Here is a 24510-nt window from a genome sequence, read left to right as displayed (position 1 = left end):
CCCGGAAGTTAAGCCGGCAATCATAGCGATTAATACCAGGTGGTGTCGTTGGTCAGCTGAACAATCTCGGTCCCTTGGGAGTGCCGGTACCTCGAACAAGCTGTGCTAAAGTCAGCCTCCTTTTTGACGACATTCCCGTGATATGACCGACTCCAGTCCCAGCGCAAGCCCTTCGAGCTTGAAAATCTACTTCCGTCTGCTTGGCTATGTGCGGCCCTATATTGGTCTGTTTCTCATCAGCATCGTCGGGTTCCTGATCTTCGCTTCGACCCAGCCCATGCTCGGCTACATCCTCAAGTATTTCGTCGATGGCCTGTCCAATCCCGAGGCTGCGCTGTTTCCCACTGTGCCCTACCTGCGAGACATGCGGCTGCTGCAGGCGGTGCCACTGTTGATCGTGCTGATCGCTGCCTGGCAGGGCCTGGGTTCCTACCTGGGCAACTACTTCCTGGCCAAGGTTTCCCTGGGCTTGGTGCATGACCTGCGGGTGCAGTTGTTCAACAACCTGTTGACCCTGCCCAACCGCTACTTCGACAAGCACAACTCGGGACACCTGATCTCGCGCATCACGTTCAACGTGACCATGGTTACGGGGGCCGCGACCGATGCGATCAAGGTGGTGATCCGCGAAGGCATGACGGTGATCTTCCTGTTTGCCTCGCTGTTGTGGATGAACTGGCGCCTGACCCTGGTGATGATTGCCATCCTGCCGCTGATTGCGATCATGGTGCGTACCGCCAGCAAGAAATTCCGCAAGCAAAGCAAGAAGATCCAGGTGGCCATGGGCGACGTGACTCACGTTGCCTCGGAAACCATCCAGGGCTATCGCGTGGTACGCAGCTTTGGCGGCGAGACCTATGAGCAGCAGCGCTTTCTGGCAGCCAGCCAGGGAAATACCGACAAGCAACTGCGCATGACCCGTACCGGCGCGATCTACACGCCGCTGCTGCAACTGGTGATCTACAGCGCCATGGCGGTGCTGATGTTCCTGGTCCTGTATCTGCGTGGCGATGCGTCGGCGGGGGAAATGGTGGCCTACATCACCATGGCCGGGTTGCTGCCCAAGCCCATTCGTCAGCTGTCGGAAGTCAGTTCCACCATCCAGAAAGGCGTGGCCGGCGCGGAAAGCATCTTCGAACAGTTGGACGTCGAGCCCGAGGTCGATCATGGCACGGTGGAACACGCCAGCATCAGCGGACACCTGGAAGTGCGTAACCTGAGCTTCACCTATCCAGGTACCGAGCGTCAGGTGCTGGACGACATCAGCTTCAGCGTCGAGCCCGGAAAAATGGTCGCCCTGGTGGGGCGTTCCGGCAGCGGCAAGTCGACCCTGGCCAACCTGATCCCGCGCTTCTATCACCATGACAAGGGCCAGATCCTTCTGGACGGCACCGAGGTCGAAGATTACCGCCTGCTGAACCTGCGTCGGCATATCGCCCAGGTTACCCAGCATGTCACCCTGTTCAGCGACACCGTGGCCAATAACATTGCCTATGGCGACCTGGCCGGGGCTCCGCGGGCGGACATCGAAAAGGCCGCGGCCGACGCCTACGCCATGGACTTCATCGCTCAGTTGCCAGAAGGCCTCGACACTCAGGTGGGGGAGAACGGCGTGCTGCTTTCGGGTGGCCAGCGTCAGCGCCTGGCGATTGCCAGGGCCTTGCTGAAGAACGCTCCGCTGCTGATTCTCGACGAGGCCACCTCGGCCCTGGACACCGAGTCCGAGCGGCATATCCAGGCTGCCCTGGACAAGGTCATGAAGGGACGTACTACCCTGGTGATTGCGCACCGTCTGTCCACTATCGAGAAGGCGGACATGATCCTGGTCATGGATCAGGGACGGATTGTCGAGCGAGGCACTCACACCCAGTTGCTGGCCCAGAATGGCTACTACTCGCGGTTGCATGCCATGGGTCTGGAAGAGCCCGCACCCACCGGGATCGCCTGAGTCTTTCCGGGGAGCGAGCCCGCTCGTTCCCCGGAGCCTCCAGGGTGTGCAAGGCACCTTGGCATCATTTGTATGGCCCGTCTTACAGTCTTGACCAAGGCTAAATAATTCTGCGTTTCACGCTTGTTATGGTTCCCGCCTGAATCTTCGAATGGATCGAGAGGGCCATCCTTCTCGCGTGGGTACCGCAATGCTGCAACGTTTTGTGTGGAAGTTATTACCCAAGACCCAGCGTCATTTCCTATTGGGTCGCCTGTCGGTGGTGGATCGTCAGGTGGTGAACAAGTCCATGTCCGCCAATGTGCGGTTCCCCGATGCTTTTGCCCGTCATTCCTGTCTGTTTATCCATGTTCCCAAGTGTGCCGGCAGCAGCGTCTGTTCGGCCCTTTTCGACGGGTGGATGCCGGGGCATCTGCCGTTGTACTGGTATGAGCAACAGTTCCCCCGGGCGTTTTCCAGCAGCTTCAAGTTCGCCTTCGTCCGCGATCCCCTGGAACGCGCCTATTCGGCCTATGCCTTTTTGCGGGGCAACCGCCTGGGGCGACGGGATCAGGCGGCCCAGAGCCTGGTGACGCACTACCGGGACTTCGACGACTTCGTCGGCCGCTGGCTGCACTCGGAGAATATCCACAGGCAGATGCATTTCGCGCCCCAGAGCGACTTCCTCACCGACTCCCTGGGGCGCCTGGCCCTGGACTTCATCGGCTATCAGGAATACTTGCAACGTGACTTCCAGCTGTTGTGCCAGCAGTTGGGGGTCGATGCCCAACTGCCCCATGTCAACGGCACTGCTCAACGCCGCACTACCCCTGTCAGGGAATTCTGCTCGGTACGCACCCGTCGCCTGGTGCGCCGTGTCTATCAACGCGACTACGAGATGCTGGGTTATGAATAAGCTCGCTTGTGCGCCTTTGGAGCAACTGCAGATCCGCCCCTACAGCCTGTCGCTGTCCATCGAGGCCCGGGCCGCCCTCAAGCAGCAGAAGCCCTGTTGTCTATGGCTGACGGGCCTGTCGGGGGCCGGCAAGTCGACCCTGGCCAACCTGCTGGAACTGCGCCTCAACGAGTTGGGCATGCATACCTTCGTCCTCGATGGTGACAATGTGCGCAGTGGGCTGTGCCGTGACCTGGGAATGGGGGCCGAGGCACGCAAGGAAAATATCCGCCGCATGGCCGAGGTGGCGCGGCTGATGGTGGAGGCTGGGCTGTTGGTGATCGTGTCGGCGATTTCACCGTTTCGCGCCGATCGTGATGCTGCCCGGGCGCTGTTCGGGGCTGGACAGTTTATCGAGGTGTACATCAGCACGCCGTTCCAGGCCTGTGCCCGGCGTGACCCCAAGGGCCTGTATCAGGCGGCCCTGGAGGGCCGTATCAAGGATTTCACCGGGCTCGACAGTCCTTACGAAGCGCCGCTGCAAGCCGATTGCGAGATCGATACGTCCTGCGTGGAGTTGCCGGAGGCGATCCGCCAGCTGCTGCAACTGCTGCCGTGCAAATGAATCGTAGAAAATCTTCGCCGGCCTCACTCAAGGCATAGAACTAGGCGGCGCCAACCCTGTGTTAATATCGCGCCCCTGTTCATTTTGTATGTGGGATGCTCCATGAAGTTGTCCATGCCGCGATTCGATCAAGCCCCTGTCTTGGTGGTCGGCGATGTCATGCTCGACCGTTACTGGCATGGTGGTACCTCACGGATTTCCCCTGAGGCGCCGGTGCCGGTGGTCAAGGTCGAGCAGATCGAGGACCGCCCGGGTGGTGCCGCCAACGTTGCCCTGAACATCGCCGCCCTCGGTGCGCCCGCCTCCCTGGTCGGGGTGACCGGTGACGATGAGGCTGCCGACAGCCTGGCCAACAGCCTGCAAGGTGCGGGCGTACGTGCACTGTTCCAGCGCATTGCCCACCAGCCGACCATCGTCAAGCTGCGGGTCATGAGCCGTCACCAACAGCTGCTGCGCATCGATTTTGAAGAACCCTTTGCCACCGACGCCCTGGCCCTGGCCGCCGAGGTCGACGCTTTGCTCGACGGCATCAAGGTGCTGGTGCTGTCCGACTATGGCAAAGGCGCTCTGCGCAACCATCAGGTGCTGATCGCGGCCGCGCGGGCCCGTGGCATTCCGGTGCTGGCGGACCCCAAGGGCAAGGATTTCTCCATCTACCGTGGTGCCAGCCTGATCACGCCGAACCTCAGCGAGTTCGAAACCATAGTCGGCGGCTGCGCCGACGAGCACGAACTGGTGAGCAAGGGCGCCAAGCTCATGCACGATCTGGAGCTGGGGGCGCTGCTGGTGACCCGTGGCGAGCACGGCATGACCCTGTTGCGTCCGGATCATCCGGCCCTGCATCTGCCGGCCCGTGCCCGTGAAGTGTTCGACGTCACTGGGGCCGGTGATACCGTGATTTCGACCCTGGCGGCAGCGATTGCCGCCGGTGAAGAGCTGCCCCACGCGGTGGGCCTGGCCAATCTGGCCGCGGGCATTGTGGTCGGCAAGCTGGGGACGGCGGCCATCAGTGCACCGGAGCTGCGTCGGGCGATCCAGCGCGAGGAAGGTTCCGAGCGCGGTGTTCTGAGTCTCGATCAGCTGTTGCTGGCCATCGATGATGCCCGGGCGCACAACGAGAAGATCGTGTTCACCAATGGCTGCTTCGACATCCTTCACGCTGGGCATGTGACCTACCTTGAACAGGCCCGGGCTCAAGGGGACCGATTGATCGTGGCGATCAACGACGATGCTTCGGTCAGCCGCCTCAAGGGGCCTGGACGTCCGATCAACAGTGTCGACCGGCGCATGGCGGTGCTGGCGGGGCTGGGGGCCGTGGACTGGGTGATCAGCTTTTCTGAAGGCACTCCGGAAAACCTGCTGTCCCAGGTCCGCCCGGACGTGCTGGTCAAGGGTGGCGACTACGGCATCGATCAGGTGGTGGGCGCCGATATCGTAACGGCGTATGGCGGCACGGTGAAGGTGCTGGGATTGGTGGAGAACAGCTCGACCACCGCCATCGTCGAGAAGATCCGCAAGACCGACAAGGCCCAATAACGGTTGCAGTCTGAAAAAACGGCGCCTGCTTCAGGCGCCGTTTTTTTTGCCTCAGCCTTGGCGCCTGGCCTTGGCGGGAACCATCTTGCGCAGGATCTGCCGCGCCTTGCCGGTCAGGCGCGAAAGCTTCGAGTCCTTTTCCGGTTCGCTCAGGCCTCGTTGCCTGAGCCAGTCCTTCCAGCGAATCCGCTCCTCACGCACCACCCAGCCTTCCTGCTGGGCGAAGCTTTCCGCCAGGTACAGGCCGCGGGTGCTGGCCGGGTGCAGTTGATCCTTCTTCAAGGTGTACAGCTCGGCACAGGGCTGGCCATTGTCCAGGGGCATCAGGTACAGATCCGGCCGCTTGCGGTCCAGGCGCGCCACCAACTGGTCGCCTTCCAGGCGCTCGTCGACGTGGAACAGGCTCAGCGACTTGGCTTCCTTGGGGACGTCCAGGCGCAGGTCGTAGATCAGTTGCAACGAGGCGGTGGGCAGGTGCACGTAGGCCCGGGGTCGCTCCAGCAATTGCAGGTTGGCGCAGCGTACCGGTCGTGCGGCTCCGGACAGTGGAGTCAGGCGAAAGGGCAGGGCCTCGCGATAATGCAGGGCCCCGGCGTAAGGGGCAGGTAGCCAAGTGTCGTTGAAGCGTCCGCCGAGCCAGCCTTCCGGGGTTTCCAGCAGGCATTCCTCGGCGATTTCCTGGATGGCCGTGTGCAGCGGCAGGTTCAGTTCATGGGCGGGCACGTAGCCGGAGATCAGCTTGAGCACCACGTCACCGCGGTCCTGGCGTCGCTGGCGCACCAGCACCCAGTAATCACGGTTCTGCCAGTGCAGGGTCAGGCGTACAGAAACCCCGAGGTTGGCCAGTTCCAAGGCAAACCTTTCGTGGTCTGCCACCGTCACCGCGCGCCGGCGCTGCAGGGTCTGAGCGAAGTTCAGCGGCCTCCCGACGCTCTGGTAGCAGAGGCCTTCGGGCGTCGCTTCGACGAACAGCGGCAGGGTCTTGAAGTTGCTGGGATTCTTTCTAATGAGCGGTCGCGACATCTCGGCTCCTTCTTGCGTCGGGGTCGGCCGCGTCGGCGGCATCAGTTTTTGCCTAAAACCTGTGCCACGGTCGCCACGTTATGGGCCAGGTGCAACGGGTTGATGGTCCCGACGATAGCACTGGCAACGCCGGGCCGCTCAAACAGCAGTTCGAAGCTGGCCCGCACCGGGTCGATGCCCGGACTCAGGCAGACATGGCCGCTGGCCAGGGCCTTTTTCACCAGGATGCCCTTGTGGTGGTCGGCGGCATAGTCAATGACCGCCCGCTCGGCCTGTTCGTTCAGATTGTAGGTAACCATGGCGCAATCGCCTTGTTCCAGAGCCTTCAGACCGCCGTCGACGGTCTTGCCGGAGAAGCCGAAGCCACGGATCTTGCCCTCCTGCTTGAGCTGCGCCAGGGTCTGGTAGACCTCGCTCTGGTCGAGAATGGCCAGGTCGTTGCCGTCGGAATGCACCAGCACCAGGTCGATGAAGTCGGTTTCCAGGCGTTGCAGGCTGCGTTCCACGGACAGTCGGGTGTGAGCGGCACTGAAGTCGTGGCGGGACACGCCGTCGGCAAACTCTTCGCCGACCTTGCTGACGATCACCCATTCCTGGCGCTGGCCGCGTAGCAGGGGGCCCAGGCGCTCTTCGCTGCGGCCGTAGGCGGGGGCGGTGTCGATCAGGTTGATGCCCAGGTCGCGGGTCAGCTTGAGCAGCATGCGGGCTTCCTGGTCATCCGGGATCTGGAAGCCGCTGGGGTACTTCACCCCTTGATCACGGCCCAGCTTGACCGTGCCCAGGCCCAGAGGCGAAACCATCAGGCCGGTGCTGCCGATCGGGCGATGCAGGTTATGCAGGGTCGGCTGGCTCATGGCAGCAGTTGCTCCCAGGCCGGTTGTGCCAGGGGCGGCTTGGGCAGGGCGGGAAGTGGATCACTGTGGCCTGGACGAATGCCGTCGCGCTCCAGAGCCGCGAGAACGCGGTCGGCGAAGTCCGGCGCCAGGGCCAGTTTGGTCGGCCAACCCACCAGCAGGCGATCCTGCTCGGCGAGGAAGGCGTTATCCGGCCGGGTCAGGCCCGATTGCGCCGGCTCGGCCCGATCCACTCGCAAGGTGGCCCACTGCGCCTGGCTCAGGTCGACCCAAGGCAGCAGTTGCCCCAGTTCCTTCTGGGCAGCGGCGATCTGCGCCGCCGGTTCCCGGGCCACGCCTTCGGCTTCGGCGAGATCGCCTCCCAGGTACCAGACCCATTGGCCGTCGGCAGCCGGGTGAGTGGTGACGGTGATCCGGGGTTTGGGGCCGCCGCCCAGGCAATGGGCGTACAGGGGTTTAAGGGTTGGCCCCTTGACCAGCACCATGTGCAGCGGACGTTGCTGCATGGCCGGCTGACTCAGGCCGATAGCCTTGAGCAGGTCGGCATTGCCGGCACCGGCGCTGAGGACGATGCGTTGCGCGCGGATCTCGCGTTCATCGATCCGCAGGCCCACCAGATGATCATTCTCCAGTAGGGGCTCGATCTTCTGTCCGGCCAGCAGGCTATCGCCGCCGAGGTCTGCCAGACGCTGGATGACGCTAGGCACATCCACCACCAGCTCGGCCAGGCGATAGACCTTGCCTTTGAAGCGTTTGTCTTGCAGGGCCGGGGGCAGTTGTTCGCCCTTGACCTGATCGACCCGGCCGCGCACGGCCTTACTGGCAAAGAAGCTGGTGAGGTTGCCGGCCAGGGTGCCGGGAGACCAGAGGTAATGGGCGTCGGACAGCAGGCGCACGCCGGACAGGTCCAGCTCGCCGGTGCCGGCCAAGGCTTCGCGCCAGCGCCGCGGCATGTCGGCGATGGCTTCCGAGGCACCGGTGAGGGCGCCGTGCAGGGCGTATTTGGCGCCGCCGTGGATGATCCCCTGGGATTTCACGCTCTGTCCGCCACCGAGGCTGGCGCTTTCCACCAGTACAGTGGAAAAGCCCTGGCGCCGCAGGCGGGCGTTCAGCCAGAGACCGGCGACGCCTGCGCCGACAATCAGCACATCGGTAGAAATAGCGGATGGCATGCAGCGACCTCAGTGTTCAAAACGAGAGGCGCAGTATACAGGCTCGTGAATCTGTAGGAGCGGCCAGGCGAACCCCGTGACAGGTTGTCACGGGGTGGGCTGCTCGCCGGCAAGCCGGCTCCTGCATGAGCAGAGGGTCAGTGCCCGGCGGTTTTCGAGAACAGCTGGATCACAACCACGCCGAGGACGATCAGCGCCATGCCCAGCATGGCCGGGATATCCAACTTCTGGCCGTAGAGAAACAGCGCGGCGATGCTGACCATGACGATGCCCATGCCAGCCCACACTGCATAGGCCACGCCTACCGGGACGGTGCGCACTACCAGGGTCAGCATCCAGAACGCCACGCCATAGCCGACGATGATCAGCGCCAGGGGCAGCGGTGTGCTCAAGCCCTTGACCGCTTTCATTGAAACAGTGGCAATTACTTCCGCGCAGATGGCGATGGCCAGGTAGTAGTAAGCGTTCATGGGAGGGTTCCTCGTGTCTGGGACTGCTTTTCTGAGGTCGGCATTCTAGAGACTGTTCAGATGGGGTAAAGTCATTACCTATCTGTTATGAAGATAGGATGCCCTATGAACATGCAATGGAACCTGGAGCAGTTGCGGCTGTTTGTCAGTGTTGCCGAGCTGCGCTCGTTTTCTGCGGTAGCCCGCCAGCAACGCAAGGCTCAGTCCGCCATCAGCAGTGCCATTGCCCTGCTGGAAGAGGATCTGGGAGTGAGCCTGTTCGAGCGCAGCAGCGGCCGTCAGCCAAAGCTCACCGAAGCCGGCAGTGCCTTGTTGCAGGAGGCCCGGGAAATCCTCCGCCAGTGTGATCGCCTCAATGGCCGGGCGCTGGCCTTGATGCGGGGCCAGGAGGCGCGGTTGCGCCTGGCCCAGGATGAGGCGATGCCCTATCAGCCGGTGCTCGACAGCCTGGAGGCACTGGCCGAGCGCTTTCCCAGCCTGGAAGTGCAACTGGCCAGCGGTGCTCAGGGGGACGTGGCGCGCAAACTGGTGGAGCGTCGGGCCGACTTGGGGCTGCTGTTTCACCATGAGCAGATGCCGGAAACCCTGGAGCGCCAAGCCCTGGGCAGCGTCGAGATGGTCACCGTCTGCGCCGTGGGGCATCCGCTGGCCCATGAGAAACGGGTCAATCGCCAGCTTCTGGCCCGGCACCGGCAGTTGTTGATCGCTCCTCAACTCAGCGGTTATCCCGGTGGCGAGCAGGTCAGCCCCCAGGTCTGGCGGGCTGACAGCTTCTATGTCATGGCTGAATGGCTGATGCGCGGCCTGGGCTGGGCCTGGCTGCCGCGGCATGTGGTGCAGTACCCGGCTTACCAGCATCAGATGGTCGAATTGGTCAGCGAATGGACCCCGCCGGCGCTGGTGGTGGAGTTGGCTTGGCGCCGCGACGAACCTCTGGGGCCGGCGGCGCGTTGGCTGGCGGAACGTTTTGCCGTGCACCTGAAGGCGATCGGCTAAAAAACCGATAAACTCCGCCGCCATGAATAGAACTCTCTATACCGCACTGTTTTACCTGGGGCTGCCATTGGTAGCGATTCGTCTGTGGCTGCGTTCGCGCAAGGCCCCGGCTTATGCCAAGCGCATTGGCGAGCGTTTCTCCCTTGGCTTGCTGGCCATGCAGACTGGCGGCATTTGGGTGCATGCGGTGTCTGTGGGCGAGAGCATCGCCGCCGCGCCAATGATTCGTGCCCTGTTGGCCCGTTATCCCCAGTTGCCGATCACCGTGACCTGCATGACGCCCACCGGCTCCGAGCGTATCCAGGCGTTGTTCGCCAATGAGCCACGAATCCAGCATTGCTACCTGCCTTACGATCTGCCCTGCGCCGCGGCGCGATTTCTGGATCGGGTGCAGCCCAAGCTGGCGGTGATCATGGAGACCGAGCTGTGGCCCAACCACATTGACCAGTGCGCCCGGCGCGGGATTCCGGTGGCCCTGGCCAATGCCCGGCTGTCCGAGCGTTCGGCCAAGGGCTATGGACGTTTTGCCCGCCTGACCGCGCCCATGCTGGGGCAAATGAGCCTGTTCGCGGTGCAGACCGAAGCCGAAGCCGAGCGTTTCCGTCAACTGGGTGCACGTCCCGAGACGGTGGAAGTCACAGGCTCGATCAAGTTCGACCTGAGCATTGACCCGCAACTGCTGGAGCGTGCCCGGGATCTGCGCCAGCAATGGCAGGCCATGGAGCGTCCTGTATGGATCGCCGCCAGTACCCATGAGGGTGAAGACGCCGTGGTGCTCGATGCCCATCGGCAACTGCTGGCCAGTTACCCGAATGCCTTGCTGATCCTGGTGCCACGGCACCCGGAGCGCTTCAACTCGGTGTTCGAGCTGTGCCAGCAACAGGGATTCGCGACGGTTCGCCGCTCCGCCGGGGAACCGGTGGGCGCCACCACCTCGGTGTTGCTGGGGGACACCATGGGCGAGTTGCTGTTCCTCTACGCCCTGGCCGACAGCGCTTTTGTCGGCGGCAGTCTGGTCGCCAATGGCGGGCACAACCTGCTGGAGCCGGCGGCCCTGGCCAAGCCGGTGATCAGCGGGCCGCACCTGTTCAACTTCCTGGAAATCGCCGCGATGCTGCGCGAGGCCGGTGCCTTGCAGGAGGTGGATGACGCTGAGGGACTGGCGGTGGCGGTGCAGCGCCTGTTCGAGTTGCCCCGGGATGCACAGAAGATGGCCGAGGCCGGGCTCAAGGTGCTCAAGGCCAATCAGGGCGCTTTGCAGCGTTTGCTCGATGGGCTCGACCGTTTGCTCAAGGAGCGCTGAGTCGTAGCTCCGAAAGCGCTTTGCCGGCATGCAAAAAGGCCACCCGCTGGGGTGGCCTTTTTTATGGCTGCGGCCTTCAGGGGCGAGCCTTGAGTTGCTCTTGTGCGGCCTTGGCCAGGTCCGGCGGCAGGAAGTCGCGGTCCGGGTTGTAGTCGGCCTTGAGGTAGCGCGACAGGTCTTGCAGATCACCGGGGTTGAGGGTGCCGGCGGCCTGCTTCAGGCGCAGGTTGTCGAGGATGTAGTCGTAGCGGCTGTTGTTGTAGTTGCGCACCGAGGTGTACAGCTGGCGCTGGGCATCGAGCACGTCGACGATATTGCGCGTCCCCACCTGATAGCCGATTTCCGTGGCTTCCACCGCACTCTGGTTGGAGATGATCGACTGGCGTCGGGCCTGGACCTGCTCGACATCGGTGTTCACTGCGCGGTGCAGGTTGCGGGTGTTCTCCACCACCTGGCGGCGCAGGGATTCACGCTGCTGTTCGGTCTGGCTCAGGCGCGAATAGGACTCGCGAACCTGGGAGCTGGTCAGCCCGCCGCTGTAGATCGGGATGTTCAACTGCAGGCCGATGGAGCGCTGTTCGACATCGCTGCCGTAGCGCGTCAACGGATTGGGGTTGCTGAAGCCCAGGGCGTCGTTGTCGCCTTTCTTGTACTGCGCCACGGCGTCCAGGGTCGGGGCGTGCCCGGCCTTGCGCTGCTTGAGGGTTTCCTCGGCGGCGCTGACCGCGTAGTTGCTGGCCAGCAGGTTGAGGTTCTGCTTGGCGGCGGTGTCGACCCAGGCCTTGGCATCGTTGGGGGTCGGCGCCAGCACCGGCAGGGTATGGACGATGCCCTGGATCGCGTTGTACTCGCGGTTGGTCAGGGTGATCAGGGCCTCGAAGGCGTCATCCACCTGGCGCTGGGCAAGGATGCGGTTGGCCCGGGCGGTGTCGTAACTGGCCTGGGACTGCAGTACGTCGGTCTTGTCCGACAGGCCCACATCGAAGCGCTCGTTGGACTGATCCAGCTGGCGTTTGAACGCGGCTTCCTCGGCCTTGGTCGAGGCCAGGTTGTCCTGGGCGCGCAGCACCGCGAAGTAGTTCTCCGCGCTTTGCAGGATCAGGTTCTGCTCGGTGGCTGAGAGTTGCAGGGAGGCTTGCTCGTTGATGTCCTTGGCGGCTTGCAACTGGAACCAGCGATCGGCACGGAACAGCGGCTGGGCCAGGGTCGCCTGGTAGACGTTGCCGCTGCGGGTCGAGGTCATGGAAGGCTCATCGAACTTGGTGCGGGTATTGCTCATGTCCGCGCCGGCCGAGAGGTTGGGCAGAAGCCCGGCGCGAGCCTGGGGCACCACTTCCTTCTGGGCGCCGTACTGGGCGCGTGCAGCGGCCAGATCGGCATTGTTGTCCACCGCTTCCTGATAGACGCTGACCAGGTCGGTCTTGGTGGTCAAAGGCGCTTCTACTGCCCAGGCCATTCCATTGGACGCACAAGACACGGCAACAGCCAGTGAGAGTTTGCGCAGCATTCGGCGATCCCTAGAGTTGATATTACGGAGATAATCCAGGCGCCAAGGCTAAGGCGCGACCCATAGAGCGTCAAGGTTCGACACAGGGCAAGGAGTGTAGAGCCGCTGGCAGGTCGCAACAATCCGCTAATTACGCCATTCATCCTGCTTATTGCACGGGGGTTGGCGTTCTGTCCCGGCTTTGTCTAGACTGGCCCGGTTCTTGTCGGGGTGCCTTGCTATGAGGCTGAGATCGGATAATCCGGATCCCGTTGAACCTGATCAGGTTAGCGCCTGCGTAGGGAACAAGATTTCTCGTCACCCGGCGAGTCCTCTTGTGCTTCGTCCGGGATGTTGTTCGACAATCGAACACCCCTCGAGTACCAAGCACTGCACTCACTAGTTGCTTAGACAGGGTGCGTCCGTCCGTTACAGGTTCGCTCCGACAAAATCCCACTGCCTGGATGCTGTCTGGAGAGCCCGTGATGACGACAAAACTAAAAAACGCTAGCAACCTCAGTGAGTCGGCCCAAGTCGACCAACAATCGGTGCAGCCCTTTACCCGCTCGCAAAAAGTCTATGTCCAGGGTTCCCGCCCGGACATCCGCGTGCCCATGCGCGAAATTACCCTGGACGTGACCCCCACCGATTTCGGCGGCGAGATCAACGCGCCGGTCACTGTGTACGACACCTCCGGTCCCTACACCGATCCGAACGTGGTGATCGATGTGCGCAAGGGCCTGGGCGATGTACGTTCGGCGTGGATCGAAGACCGTGGCGACACCGAGCGCCTGGCGGGCCTGAGCTCCAACTTCGGTCAGCAGCGTCTGGCGGACCCGGAACTGACCAAGCTGCGTTTTGCCCACGTCAACAACCCGCGCCGAGCCAAGGCCGGGGCCAACGTCAGCCAGATGCACTACGCGCGCAAAGGCATCATCACCGCCGAGATGGAATACGTCGCCATCCGCGAAAACATGAAGCTGCAGGAGGCCCGCGCCGCCGGCCTGCTGAAGCAGCAACACGCCGGTCACAGCTTCGGCGCCAGCATCCCGAAAGAAATCACCCCAGAGTTCGTCCGCGAGGAAATCGCCCGAGGCCGCGCCATCATCCCAGCCAACATCAACCACGTTGAGCTGGAGCCGATGATCATCGGCCGCAACTTCCTGGTGAAGATCAACGGCAATATCGGCAACAGCGCCCTGGGTTCTTCCATCGAGGAAGAAGTGGCGAAACTGACCTGGGGCATCCGCTGGGGCTCGGACACGGTGATGGACCTGTCCACCGGCAAGCACATCCATGAAACCCGCGAGTGGATCATCCGCAACTCGCCGGTGCCGATCGGTACCGTGCCGATCTACCAGGCCCTGGAAAAGGTCAACGGCGTGGCCGAGGACCTGACCTGGGAGCTGTTCCGCGACACCCTGATCGAGCAGGCCGAGCAGGGCGTGGACTACTTCACCATCCACGCCGGCGTGTTGCTGCGCTATGTACCGCTGACCGCCAAGCGCGTCACCGGCATCGTCTCCCGGGGCGGTTCGATCATGGCCAAGTGGTGCCTGGCGCACCATAAAGAGAACTTCCTCTACACCCATTTCGACGAAATCTGCGAAATCATGAAGGCCTACGACGTCAGCTTCTCCCTGGGAGATGGCCTGCGTCCGGGGTCGATTGCCGACGCCAACGACGAAGCCCAGTTCGGTGAGCTGGAAACCCTCGGCGAGCTGACCAAGATCGCCTGGAAGCACGATGTGCAGTGCATGATCGAAGGCCCGGGCCACGTGCCGATGCAGTTGATCAAGGAGAACATGGACAAGCAGCTGGAGTGCTGCGACGAGGCGCCGTTCTACACCCTGGGCCCGCTGACCACCGACATCGCTCCGGGCTACGACCACATCACTTCCGGTATCGGCGCGGCGATGATCGGCTGGTTCGGTTGCGCCATGCTTTGCTATGTCACGCCCAAGGAACACCTGGGCCTGCCGAACAAGGATGACGTGAAGACCGGGATCATCACCTACAAGATCGCGGCCCATGCTGCCGACCTGGCCAAAGGTCACCCTGGCGCGCAGATCCGCGACAACGCCCTGTCCAAGGCGCGTTTCGAGTTCCGCTGGGAAGACCAGTTCAACCTGGGCCTGGACCCGGACACCGCACGCTCCTACCACGACGAAACCCTGCCTAAGGATTCGGCCAAGGTGGCGCATTTCTGTTCCATGTGCGGGCCGAAGTTCTGCTCGATGAAGATCACCCAGGAAGTGCGCGAATACGCGGCCAACCAGCGCATCGAAGCGGTGGACGTGGATGTCGCCAAGGGCCTGGCCGAGCAGGCCGCGCGCTTCAAGCAGGAAGGCAGCCAGCTGTACAAGAAGGTCTAAGCCACGAGCCACGAGCCACGAGCTGCAAGCTGCAAGCGGAAAGCAAAGGCCGAAGTGCTTTTTCTTGACGCTTGAGGCTTGCAGCTTGCTCCTGTTCTTTCTGAGATAGATCCCTTGCGCAGGGCAAGTACCTACTTTCCCGATCTCGCGGTGCCGGCCGACCAGCGCGTGTTTGGCGCCATTGGCCCAGTACCAGAACTTCCTGCTGTTGATCGGCTCGGCATTTGCGCTGTTGTTTGGCGTGGTGCTGGTGGATCACTTCATCCTGCGTCGCCGCAGCGGGCAGATCCCGCACTCAGCCCTGCGCTGGACGGCGCTGCCGGCCCGGTTGGGTGGGGTGAGCACCTATCACCTGCTGGCCAATTTGTATCCGGATGTCGGTGCAACCCTGCCGTCACTGGTACTGGCAGGGCTGTTGCAATGGCTGCTGGGGCGGGCGTTCAGTTCCCGGGAAACAGCTCGGGCTTGAGCACGCCCTTGAGGCGGTCGTAGGGAATCTGCAATTCGATATGACCTAGGACCGATGGCGCAATGGTGGTGACGTCGTACTTGAGGGTCACGGCTTTCTGGGTCAGGGCCACGTTCGGGGTTTTCTGGAACGGCCAGGTCTTGACGAATTCGGCTTCGCGATCCAGGTGGGTGCTGATCAGCCAGTTGTTGTGGGCAACCCGCGCAGCCTTCCAGAACATGTCCTCCTGGCCGGGCAGGAGCATGTCTGCCAGGTTCAGGGCCTTGTGTTGCTGGCGCGAGTAGTTGACGAAGCCCCGTCCCGGGGTGCCATTGGCGGCGCCGGTGTCCAGGTAGCTGGCCAGTTCGATGATCACCAGTCCGTCATGCTGCTCGCGTACCTTGGATTGCAGGTACATGCCGTGGCGGTCTGCTGCGCTGCGCAGGAACTGTTCGCGGTAGGCGCTGAGGCTGGCCGGCAGTGGTGCGTCGGGGCTGGTGCGGGTCATTTGCAGCAAGCGTTTTTCGACGATGGCGTCCAGTTGCGGCTCGGCGGGAAAGTGCACGGTGTCAAGGTTGACCAGTGGGCAGTCGGCGCCACTGCAGCCGGGCTTGAGTTGTTCGGATTTCTCGCGCTTGGTTTCCAGCGGGGTGTTGTAGCTTGGCTGAAACAGGCTTTGGCAGGCGCCCAGGGTCAGGGCGATACAGGCCACGGAGGCGATTTTGACAAGCGACATGGGCGTCCTTCATAAACCAGGGGGGAGGCAAAAGTTACCGGCTTCGACTGTCTGCGAGGCAGTCGGTTCGCCACTAAGCTCAATAGAAGCAATTAGAGTAGGTTTAGCCCCTCGCCGTCTATCCCGCTGAGGGTAAAGGGGCTGCATCGGCAGCCGCGGGCGCGTTAGGATGGCGCGAAGTCGAGGGGGATCCTCGGGTCGAATACGCTGTACACGAGGATTGTTATGACTGACTTTGCCAACTCCACGCCAAGTGCCGTTGAGATCATCCGGCGTGAAAACTGCTTCCAGGGGTTCTACCGGCTCGATCGCTTGCAATTGCGCCACGAGCTGTTCGCCGGTGGCATGGGGCGGGAAATCAATCGTGAAGTCTTTGTCCGTCACGATGCGGTCTGCGTACTGCCGTACGATCCGCAACGCGATGAAGTGGTGCTGATCGAACAGTTCCGCGTTGGCGCCATGGGCAAGACCGCTACGCCCTGGCTGGTGGAACTGGTGGCCGGGCTGATCGACAAGGACGAGCAGCCGGAACAGGTTGCTCGGCGTGAGGCACAGGAGGAAGCTGGCCTGGACATCTCTGCGCTGTGGCCGATGACCCAGTATTTTCCGTCGCCGGGGGGCAGCACCGAGTTCGTCCACCTGTTCCTGGGCCGTTGCGACAGCAGCGCTGCCGGCGGGCTGCATGGGCTGGAAGAAGAGGCGGAAGACATCCGGGTTTCGGTGATGGCTTATGAGGATGCGTTGCAGGCCATGCGTGATGGGCGGATCTGCAATGCCGCCAGCATCATTGCCTTGCAGTGGCTGGCGCTCAATCGCGCTGAAGTGAGGGGGTTATGGTCGTAAACAAGGTACGCGACCGCTATCGGGTTGATCTCGCGGGGCTGCAAGCGTCCTGCGAGGCCAACTACGCTCGGCTGATGCGCCTGTTGCCTGACATGCGCAATCAGCCTGTGGCACGGCGCATTGCCGTGACCCAGGGCGACCAGATGCTCGGCGTACTGGCCCTGGAAGTGGTGCTGGCCTGCCCCTACACCACCACCTTGCAGGTGCGTCAGGAGCACAGCTTGCCGTGGCTGCCCGTGCCGCAACTGGAAGTGCAGGTCTATCACGATGCGCGGATGGCGGAGGTCATCAGTGCCGAGCATGCCCGGCGTTTTCGCAGCATCTATCCCTATCCCAATGCCTTCATGCATCAGCCGGATGAAAAGGCTCAGTTGAATGTCTTTCTTGGGGAGTGGCTGAGTCATTGCCTGGCCTGTGGCCACGAGTTCGAAGCCGTGCGCTAGATGTGAACTGGGTCCGTTTCCCAGGTTTCCTCTTTTGCATTTCCCCCAGCATAATTGCCGCCTTCATCATGCTTTGTGCCCTTGCTCCGGGAGAACGCCGTGCCAAGCGTATCCGCACTGACTGCCGACGATTCCGTACTGCTGGTGCAACTGTCTGACAGCCACCTGTTTGCCGACACTGACGGCACTTTGCTGGGCATGAACACCGCCGACAGTCTGCAGCGGGTCATCGAGCAGGTGCTGGAGCAGCAGCCGCGGATCGACCTGATACTGGCCACGGGCGATCTGTCCCAGGACGGCTCCCTGGAGTCCTATCAGCGCTTTCGTCAGTTGACCCGACAGATTCCGGCACCGGGCCGCTGGCTGCCGGGCAACCATGACGAGCCGCAGGTCATGCAACTGGCGACGCGGGACAGTGACTTGCTGGAGCCGGTAATGGATATCGGCAACTGGCGCATCACCCTGCTGGACTCTGCGGTGCCCGGCTCGGTGCCGGGTTATCTGCAGGATGACCAACTGCAATTGCTGGCCCGCTCCCTGAGCGAAGCTCCGGAACGCCATCATCTGGTCTGTCTGCACCATCACCCGGTATCCATCGACTGCGCCTGGATGGAGCCCATTGGCCTGCGCAACGCCGAGGCGCTGTTCGCCGTGCTCGACGCTTTCCCTCAGGTCCGAGCCTTGCTCTGGGGGCATGTGCATCAGGAAATCGACCGCCAGCGCGGCGCCGTGCGGCTATTGGCCTCACCCTCGACCTGCATCCAGTTCGAGCCCGGCAGCGACGACTTCAAGGTCGAGGAGCAGGTGCCTGGCTATCGCTGGCTGCGGTTGTGGCCCGATGGACGGTTGGAAACCGGCGTGGAACGGGTCCTGGGCTACGAATTCACCATCGACTACGGTAGCAACGGCTACTGAAGCGGCTTCGTAACCTGTCGTCATCCCTGTAAACTGCGGCTTTTGCCCAGGTGCACAGGGAGTTCGCATGTCCGGTTCGATCCTTTATATCCACGGCTTCAACAGTGCTCCCGCGTCGACCAAGGCCTCTCAGTTGCGGCGTGTCATGGAGCAGCTGGGGCTGGCTGAACAATTGCGGGTACCGGCCCTGCATCATCATCCGCGACAGGCCATTGGCCAGCTGGAGCAGGCGATTGCCGAGCTCGGTCGACCATTGCTGGTCGGCAGCTCGCTCGGCGGCTACTATGCGACTCACCTTGCCGAGCGCTACGGGCTCAAAGCCCTGCTGATCAACCCTGCTGTCAGCCCGCACCGGATGTTCGACGGTTATCTGGGCACGCAGAAAAACCTGTATACCGATGAAACCTGGGAGCTGACCCATGACCATGTGGCGGCCCTGGCAGCGCTGGAAGTCGCGCCGCCTCAGGACCCACAGCGTTATCAGGTGTGGTTGCAGAGCGGGGACGAGACGCTGGACTATCGCAGCGCCGAGCGCTATTACCGTGCCTGCGCCTTGCGCATTCAGGCTGGCGGCGATCATAGTTTCCAAGGTTTTGCCGGACAATTGCCGGCGATGTTGAATTTTGCCGGCATCACTGCCGATCAGTACCAGGCGATCGACTTCACGGCACTGTGAAGGCCTCGCCCCATATTCATTGAACGACTAACGACGAGAACCCATGGCCACTCCCAGCGCTAGCTCTTATAACGCAGACGCCATCGAAGTCCTCTCGGGACTCGACCCGGTGCGCAAACGCCCGGGCATGTACACCGACACCACGCGGCCCAACCATTTGGCCCAGGAAGTCATCGACAACAGTGTCGACGAAGCCCTGGCCGGCCATGCGAAGTCGATACAGGTCATCCTGCACGCCGACCATTCCCTGGAAGTCTGCGACGACGGCCGCGGCATGCCCGTGGATATCCATCCGGAAGAGGGCGTGTCCGGGATCGAGCTGATCCTCACCAAGCTCCATGCCGGCGGCAAGTTTTCCAACAAGAACTACCAGTTCTCCGGCGGTTTGCACGGGGTGGGTATTTCCGTGGTCAACGCCCTGTCGAACCAGGTGCGGGTGCGGGTCAAGCGCGACGGCAACGAATACCAGATGACCTTCGCCGATGGCTACAAGGCCACCGAGCTGGAAGTGGTCGGCACCGTGGGCAAGCGCAACACTGGTACCAGTGTGTACTTTGCCCCGGACCCGAAATACTTCGATTCGCCGAAATTCTCCGTCAGCCGCCTCAAGCATGTGCTCAAGGCCAAGGCGGTACTGTGCCCGGGGCTGTTGGTGAGCTTCGAGGACAAGTCCAGCGGTGAGAAGGTCGAGTGGCATTACGAAGACGGCTTGCGCTCCTATCTGGTGGATGCGGTCAGCGAATTCGAACGCCTGCCCAGCGAGCCGTTCTGCGGCAGCCTGGCCGGTAACAAGGAAGCGGTGGACTGGGCCCTGCTGTGGCTACCGGAAGGTGGCGACAGTGTTCAGGAAAGCTACGTCAACCTGATCCCCACGGCCCAGGGCGGCACCCACGTCAACGGCCTGCGCCAGGGCCTGCTGGATGCCATGCGCGAGTTCTGCGAATTCCGCAACCTGCTGCCCCGTGGCCTGAAGCTGGCTCCGGAAGACGTCTGGGAACGGATCGCCTTCGTCCTGTCGATGAAGATGCAAGACGCCCAGTTCTCCGGCCAGACCAAAGAGCGTTTGTCGTCCCGTGAGGCGGCGGCTTTCGTTTCCGGTGTGGTCAAGGACGCTTTCAGCCTGTGGCTCAATGCCAATCCCGAGCTGGGCATGCAACTGGCGGAGTTGGCCATCAGCAACGCCGGTCGCCGCTTGAAGGCCAGCAAGAAGGTCGAGCGCAAGCGCATTACCCAAGGCCCGGCGCTGCCCGGCAAGCTGGCGGACTGCGCTGGCCAGGACCCAATGCGCTCCGAACTGTTCCTGGTGGAAGGTGACTCTGCTGGCGGTTCGGCCAAGCAGGCGCGGGACAAGGAATTTCAGGCGATCCTGCCGTTGCGCGGCAAGATCCTCAACACCTGGGAAGTGGACGGGAGCGAAGTCCTGGCCAGCCAGGAAGTGCACAACATCGCTGTGGCCATCGGGGTCGATCCAGGCGCCGAGGACATGAGCCAACTGCGCTACGGCAAGATCTGCATCCTCGCCGATGCCGACTCCGACGGTTTGCACATCGCCACCTTGCTCTGTGCCTTGTTCGTCCAGCATTTCCGCCCGTTGGTGAATGCCGGTCACGTCTATGTGGCCATGCCGCCGCTGTACCGCATCGACCTGGGCAAGGACATCTTCTACGCCCTCGATGATGCCGAGCGCGACGGCATTCTCGATCGCCTGGTGGCCGAGAAGAAGCGCGGCAAGCCCCAGGTCACCCGATTCAAGGGGCTGGGTGAGATGAACCCGCCGCAACTGCGTGAAACCACCATGGACCCGAACACTCGGCGCCTGGTGCAGTTGACCCTGGACGACGTCGAGGCCACCGCAGAAATCATGGACATGCTGCTGGCGAAGAAGCGCGCCGGTGATCGCAAGTCCTGGCTGGAGTCCAAGGGCAACCTGGCCGAGGTGCTGGCCTGATGCACAGAGGTTTTGTCCTGGCCCTAGCGCTATTGGCAAACTCGGTGGTGGCCGCGCCAGTGCCCGAACTGACCTTGTTGTCCGAGCATCCTGTGGAAGGCATGCGCGGTGGCAATCTGTCCGGGCTGGCACTCTGTGGCCAGGATTTGTGGACGGTTTCCGACCGCGATGACGATCAGATCTACAAGCTCGATACCCGCGACAGTGCTTGGCAGGCCGATGCCGTCAAGCTGGAGGTACCTGCAGTACCCGATACCGGCTTGCCCTGGGGCTTGAAGTCACGGACCTGGGCGGCGTCCTTCGTGCGTGGCGGCGACCTGGATTTCGAAGGCATCTCCTGCGACGCCGCCAGCAACAAGTATGTGATCAGCGAGGCTCATGCCGCGGTGCTACAAGTGCCGGCGCAAGGCGCGCCGGCCTGGTTGAAGATCTCCCCGATCATGGTCCGTGAAGCGCGGGCCAGTGGCATGCTCCTGCATTTCAACGCCTTGTTCGAAGGCCTGGCGGTGAACCCTGCCGGCGATCAGATCTGGTTGGCGGCGGAGCGTGAGCGGCGCGGGCTGTTGCTGATCAAGCGCGGGCAGACCACCTGGGACTGTGATGGTGGTTGCGTGCTGCTCAGTGAGGCTGGCTCGGAAATGCAGCCGGAGCAGGTGCCCAATGCCAAGGCGGTGTCCCGGGATTTTGCCGACGTGTCGCTGTTCGACGGCAAGTTGTTCACCCTGGAGCGTAACGCCTATCAGATCTGTCGCCGGGATGCGCAGACCGCCAAGGTCGAGCAGTGCTGGTCCTATGCCGCCGAGGCGCTGGTGGAGCATCGACGTTATCCACAGCCCTATGGGCTGGCGGAAGCCTTGGTGGTGGATGCCAAGGGGGCCTGGATCGGTGTGGACAACAACAATGGAGCCCGCGCCGATGGCGAGGCCCGTCCCATCGTCTGGCGTTTTGCTGCGCCTGAAGGTGGCTGGAGTAGCAAGTCATGAGCCAGCAACCGGGCAAGAGTGCCGGGCGCGTGATGCTGATCATGGCCTGGGCCGCTGCGCTGTTCCTGGCCACGCGGTTCTTCGCCGATTGGGAGGCCCGTCAGGAGAACCCGAACACGGTCGTCAGTTCGCAACAACATGAGGGTTATATCGAAGTGAAACTGGTCGGCAACGGCCAGGGGCATTTCGTCGCCAGCGGCCATATCAACGGGCAGCCGGTGCAATTCATGCTCGATACCGGCGCCACCGAGGTGTCGATTCCTTCCGGGCTGGCCGAGCGCCTGGGCCTGGAGCGTGGGGTGCCGGTCACCCTGAGCACGGCCAACGGGCGCAGCGAGGGTTATCGGACCCGCATCGAGCGTTTGCAATTGGGGGATATCGTTCTCCAGGACGTCAGGGCCCTGGTGGCCCCGGGGCTCGACGGCGACCAGATTTTGCTGGGCATGAGCGCTTTGAAGAAACTTGAATTTACTCAGCGCGGCGGCACTATGCTGCTGCGCCAGACAACGAACCAATGAGGCCCGCATGAGCGACTCCCTTGATCTCAGCCTGGATGGCGTAGAACGCCGGTCACTGGCTGACTTCACCGAAAGTGCCTACCTCAACTACTCCATGTACGTGATCATGGACCGTGCTTTGCCGCATATCGGCGACGGCCTGAAACCGGTACAGCGGCGTATCGTCTACGCCATGAGTGAGCTGGGGCTGGATGCCGATTCCAAGCACAAGAAATCCGCGCGTACCGTGGGTGATGTGCTCGGTAAGTTCCACCCTCACGGGGATTCCGCCTGCTACGAAGCCATGGTGCTGATGGCACAGCCCTTCAGCTATCGCTACACGCTGGTGGACGGCCAGGGCAACTGGGGTGCGCCGGACGATCCCAAGTCCTTCGCGGCCATGCGTTATACCGAGGCGCGTCTGTCGCGCTATTCCGAAGTGCTGCTCAGCGAGCTGGGCCAGGGCACTGCGGACTGGGGGCCGAACTTCGACGGCACCTTGCAGGAACCTCTGGTATTGCCGGCGCGTCTGCCTAATATCCTGCTCAACGGCACCACCGGTATCGCCGTGGGTATGGCCACCGACGTGCCGCCGCACAACCTGCGGGAAGTGGCTTCGGCCTGCGTGCGTCTGCTGGACGAACCCAAGGCCACGGTGGAGCAGCTCTGCGAGCATATCCAGGGGCCGGATTACCCCACCGAAGCGGAAATCATCACCCCGCGCGCCGACCTGCTGAAGATCTATGAAACCGGCCGTGGCTCGGTGCGCATGCGCGCCGTGTATCGGATCGAGGATGGCGACATTATTGTCACCGCGCTGCCGCACCAGGTCTCCGGGGCCAAGGTGCTGGAGCAGATTGCCGCGCAGATGCAGGCCAAGAAACTGCCGATGGTGGCCGACCTGCGGGACGAGTCGGACCACGAGAACCCCTGCCGCATCGTGATCATCCCGCGCTCCAACCGGGTCGATCCCGATGAACTGATGCAGCATCTGTTCGCCACCACCGAGCTGGAGTCGACCTACCGGGTCAACATCAACATCATCGGTCTGGACGGCAAGCCGCAGTTGAAGAACCTGCGGGCGTTGCTGGTGGAATGGCTGGAGTTCCGGGTTAGCACTGTGCGCCGGCGCCTGCAGTTCCGCCTGGACAAGGTCGAGCGTCGCCTGCACCTGTTGGACGGTTTGCTGATCGCTTACCTCAACCTGGATGAGGTGATTCACATCATCCGTACCGAGGAGCATCCGCGGGCCAAGCTGATCGAGCGTTTCGCCCTCAGCGAAATCCAGGCCGACTATATCCTCGATACGCGCCTGCGGCAGTTGGCGCGTCTGGAAGAGATGAAACTGCGGGCCGAGCAGGATGAATTGCTCAAGGAGCAGGCCAAGCTGCAAGCCCTGCTCAACAGCGAGACCAAGCTGAAGAAGCTGGTGCGCACCGAATTGCTGCAAGACGCAGAAACCTACGGCGACGATCGTCGCTCCCCGATCGTTGCCCGTGCGGAAGCCAAGGCACTGTCGGAAAATGAGCTGATGCCCACCGAGCCGGTGACCATCGTTTTGTCGGAAAAAGGCTGGGTTCGCTGCGCCAAGGGGCATGATATTGACGCCACTGGTTTGTCTTACAAGGCCGGTGACGGTTACAAGACTGCTGCTGCGGGGCGTTCCAACCAGTTCGCGGTGTTCATCGACTCCACCGGCCGCAGTTACTCGGTGGCGGCCCACACGCTGCCATCGGCCCGTGGTCAGGGCGAGCCGTTGACCGGTCGTCTGACGCCGCCACCGGGTGCGACGTTCGAGTGCGTACTGTTGCCCGATGACGATGCCTTGTATGTGATCGCTTCCGACGCGGGCTATGGCTTTGTGGTCAAGGGCGAAGATCTGCAGGCCAAGAACAAGGCGGGCAAGGCGCTGTTGAGCCTGCCGAACAACGCCAAGGTCCTGGCGCCGCGGCCGGTGGCCGACCGCGAGCAGAACTGGCTGGCCTCGGTAACCACCGAGGGGCGTCTGCTGGTGTTCAAGATCAGCGACCTGCCGCAGCTGGGCAAAGGCAAGGGCAACAAGATCATCGGCATTCCCGGTGAGCGCGTGGCCAGCCGCGAAGAGTACGTCACCGACATCGCGGTGCTGCCCGATGGCGCGACCCTGGTGTTGCAGGCGGGCAAGCGCACCTTGTCGTTGAAGGCCGATGACCTTGAACACTACAAGGGCGAGCGCGGGCGTCGTGGCAACAAACTGCCTCGCGGTTTCCAGCGGGTCGATGCGTTGTTGGTAGAGCCGCTCAGTTAAGGGCGGGCTAGAGCGTTCGATCTTGGGCTTAAGCGCCAGATCAACGCTAGAACACTGGAGTCATGGCGCATA

General features: G+C 62.5%; 21 protein-coding genes, 1 pseudogene and 1 riboswitch. Of the genes and pseudogenes, 16 read left to right on the top strand and 6 right to left on the bottom strand.

The genetic code is table 11. From position 1 onward, the window contains the following. Positions 1-142 precede the first annotated feature (142 nt). The 4 genes from msbA to hldE all read left to right on the top strand — a co-directional run bounded on the left by msbA (position 143) and on the right by hldE (position 4983). Entirely contained in the window at positions 143-1948 is a 1806-nt protein-coding gene (msbA, locus tag PQT43_RS14940) for a lipid A export permease/ATP-binding protein MsbA (protein ID WP_253084245.1), read from the top strand. 190 nt (positions 1949-2138) lie between these two features. Then, positions 2139-2843 (top strand): sulfotransferase family 2 domain-containing protein, encoded by a 705-nt coding sequence (locus PQT43_RS14935; RefSeq protein WP_102862878.1) that lies wholly within the window; start codon positions 2139-2141, stop codon positions 2841-2843. Beyond that, positions 2836-3447, top strand: a complete 612-nt coding sequence (gene cysC / locus PQT43_RS14930) for an adenylyl-sulfate kinase (protein WP_110650965.1) — start codon at positions 2836-2838, stop codon at positions 3445-3447. The genes PQT43_RS14935 and cysC overlap by 8 nt, the downstream gene beginning before the upstream one ends. A gap of 102 nt (positions 3448-3549) precedes the next feature. Beyond that, positions 3550-4983, top strand: a complete 1434-nt coding sequence (gene hldE / locus PQT43_RS14925; protein WP_102863061.1) for a bifunctional D-glycero-beta-D-manno-heptose-7-phosphate kinase/D-glycero-beta-D-manno-heptose 1-phosphate adenylyltransferase HldE — start codon at positions 3550-3552, stop codon at positions 4981-4983. Positions 4984-5034: 51 nt separating this feature from the next. Here the strand turns inward: hldE and PQT43_RS14920 are convergent, their stop codons facing one another. The 4 genes from PQT43_RS14920 to PQT43_RS14905 all read right to left on the bottom strand — a co-directional run bounded on the left by PQT43_RS14920 (position 5035) and on the right by PQT43_RS14905 (position 8502). Beyond that, positions 5035-6006, bottom strand: a complete 972-nt coding sequence (locus PQT43_RS14920; RefSeq protein WP_102862880.1) for a metal ABC transporter ATPase — start codon at positions 6004-6006, stop codon at positions 5035-5037. Between the two features lie 41 nt (positions 6007-6047). After that, positions 6048-6860: an aldo/keto reductase gene (locus PQT43_RS14915; protein WP_110650959.1), complete on the bottom strand. Its 813-nt coding sequence runs from the start codon at positions 6858-6860 to the stop codon at positions 6048-6050. Beyond that, positions 6857-8032, bottom strand: coding sequence for an NAD(P)/FAD-dependent oxidoreductase (locus PQT43_RS14910; RefSeq protein ID WP_123391313.1), 1176 nt, complete (start codon positions 8030-8032; stop codon positions 6857-6859). Before PQT43_RS14910 ends, PQT43_RS14915 begins: the two co-directional genes overlap by 4 nt. A 137-nt stretch (positions 8033-8169) precedes the next feature. Next, entirely contained in the window at positions 8170-8502 is a 333-nt protein-coding gene (locus PQT43_RS14905) for a DMT family transporter (RefSeq protein WP_011058907.1), read from the bottom strand. A 111-nt stretch (positions 8503-8613) separates the two neighbouring features. Between PQT43_RS14905 and PQT43_RS14900 the strand changes: the two genes are divergently transcribed. Together PQT43_RS14900 and waaA are read left to right on the top strand one after the other, a co-directional pair. Next, positions 8614-9498: a LysR family transcriptional regulator gene (locus PQT43_RS14900; protein WP_162884166.1), complete on the top strand. Its 885-nt coding sequence runs from the start codon at positions 8614-8616 to the stop codon at positions 9496-9498. Positions 9499-9520: 22 nt separating this feature from the next. After that, a complete protein-coding gene (gene waaA / locus PQT43_RS14895; protein WP_272754216.1) occupies positions 9521-10801 on the top strand; it encodes a lipid IV(A) 3-deoxy-D-manno-octulosonic acid transferase in 1281 nt (426 codons plus the stop codon). A gap of 76 nt (positions 10802-10877) precedes the next feature. On the opposite strand, the gene PQT43_RS14890 is transcribed toward waaA, so the two are convergent. Then, positions 10878-12308 carry a TolC family outer membrane protein gene (locus PQT43_RS14890; RefSeq protein WP_110650955.1) on the bottom strand — a complete coding sequence of 477 codons (1431 nt, stop codon included), beginning with the start codon at positions 12306-12308 and terminating at the stop codon, positions 10878-10880. Positions 12309-12504: 196 nt separating this feature from the next. Then, positions 12505-12609, top strand: a riboswitch (TPP riboswitch). 163 nt (positions 12610-12772) lie between these two features. Here PQT43_RS14890 and thiC point away from each other — a divergent pair. Together thiC and PQT43_RS14880 are read left to right on the top strand one after the other, a co-directional pair. Next, positions 12773-14662, top strand: coding sequence for a phosphomethylpyrimidine synthase ThiC (gene thiC / locus PQT43_RS14885; protein WP_102862886.1), 1890 nt, complete (start codon positions 12773-12775; stop codon positions 14660-14662). A 166-nt stretch (positions 14663-14828) separates the two neighbouring features. Next, positions 14829-15131: pseudogene (locus tag PQT43_RS14880) on the top strand (putative hydroxymethylpyrimidine transporter CytX); the annotation flags it as partial. Here the strand turns inward: PQT43_RS14880 and PQT43_RS14875 are convergent. Beyond that, positions 15103-15846, bottom strand: a complete 744-nt coding sequence (locus PQT43_RS14875; RefSeq protein ID WP_102882025.1) for an RsiV family protein — start codon at positions 15844-15846, stop codon at positions 15103-15105. The pseudogene PQT43_RS14880 and the gene PQT43_RS14875 sit on opposite strands and share 29 nt — an antisense overlap. Positions 15847-16071: 225 nt before the next feature. Between PQT43_RS14875 and PQT43_RS14870 the strand changes: the two genes are divergently transcribed. The 8 genes from PQT43_RS14870 (at position 16072) to parC (ending at position 24438) form a co-directional block, all read left to right on the top strand. Then, the gene (locus tag PQT43_RS14870) at positions 16072-16689 is read left to right on the top strand and encodes an NUDIX domain-containing protein (RefSeq protein WP_102862888.1); all 618 of its coding nucleotides are present in this window, start codon (positions 16072-16074) and stop codon (positions 16687-16689) included. Continuing rightward, positions 16680-17132 carry a DUF1249 domain-containing protein gene (locus PQT43_RS14865; protein ID WP_011058915.1) on the top strand — a complete coding sequence of 151 codons (453 nt, stop codon included), beginning with the start codon at positions 16680-16682 and terminating at the stop codon, positions 17130-17132. The genes PQT43_RS14870 and PQT43_RS14865 overlap by 10 nt, the downstream gene beginning before the upstream one ends. A gap of 99 nt (positions 17133-17231) precedes the next feature. Next, positions 17232-18047 (top strand): 3',5'-cyclic-AMP phosphodiesterase, encoded by an 816-nt coding sequence (gene cpdA / locus PQT43_RS14860; RefSeq protein ID WP_272754215.1) that lies wholly within the window; start codon positions 17232-17234, stop codon positions 18045-18047. A gap of 67 nt (positions 18048-18114) precedes the next feature. Continuing rightward, a complete protein-coding gene (locus tag PQT43_RS14855; protein ID WP_272754214.1) occupies positions 18115-18723 on the top strand; it encodes a YqiA/YcfP family alpha/beta fold hydrolase in 609 nt (202 codons plus the stop codon). Positions 18724-18766: 43 nt separating this feature from the next. Further along, positions 18767-20671 (top strand): DNA topoisomerase IV subunit B, encoded by a 1905-nt coding sequence (gene parE / locus PQT43_RS14850; protein ID WP_102882023.1) that lies wholly within the window; start codon positions 18767-18769, stop codon positions 20669-20671. After that, on the top strand, positions 20671-21654 hold the full coding sequence (locus PQT43_RS14845) for an esterase-like activity of phytase family protein (RefSeq protein WP_272754213.1): 984 nt from the start codon (positions 20671-20673) through the stop codon (positions 21652-21654). Before parE ends, PQT43_RS14845 begins: the two co-directional genes overlap by 1 nt. Further along, positions 21651-22172: a retropepsin-like aspartic protease family protein gene (locus PQT43_RS14840; RefSeq protein ID WP_102862893.1), complete on the top strand. Its 522-nt coding sequence runs from the start codon at positions 21651-21653 to the stop codon at positions 22170-22172. The genes PQT43_RS14845 and PQT43_RS14840 overlap by 4 nt, the downstream gene beginning before the upstream one ends. A 7-nt stretch (positions 22173-22179) precedes the next feature. Then, positions 22180-24438 carry a DNA topoisomerase IV subunit A gene (parC, locus tag PQT43_RS14835; RefSeq protein WP_102882021.1) on the top strand — a complete coding sequence of 753 codons (2259 nt, stop codon included), beginning with the start codon at positions 22180-22182 and terminating at the stop codon, positions 24436-24438. The last annotated feature ends 72 nt before the right edge of the window (positions 24439-24510 follow it).

This window comes from Pseudomonas sp. BLCC-B112 (genome assembly GCF_028550695.1).
GTDB lineage: Bacteria > Pseudomonadota > Gammaproteobacteria > Pseudomonadales > Pseudomonadaceae > Aquipseudomonas > Aquipseudomonas danubii.
This window is presented reverse-complemented; position numbering and strand designations above follow the sequence as displayed.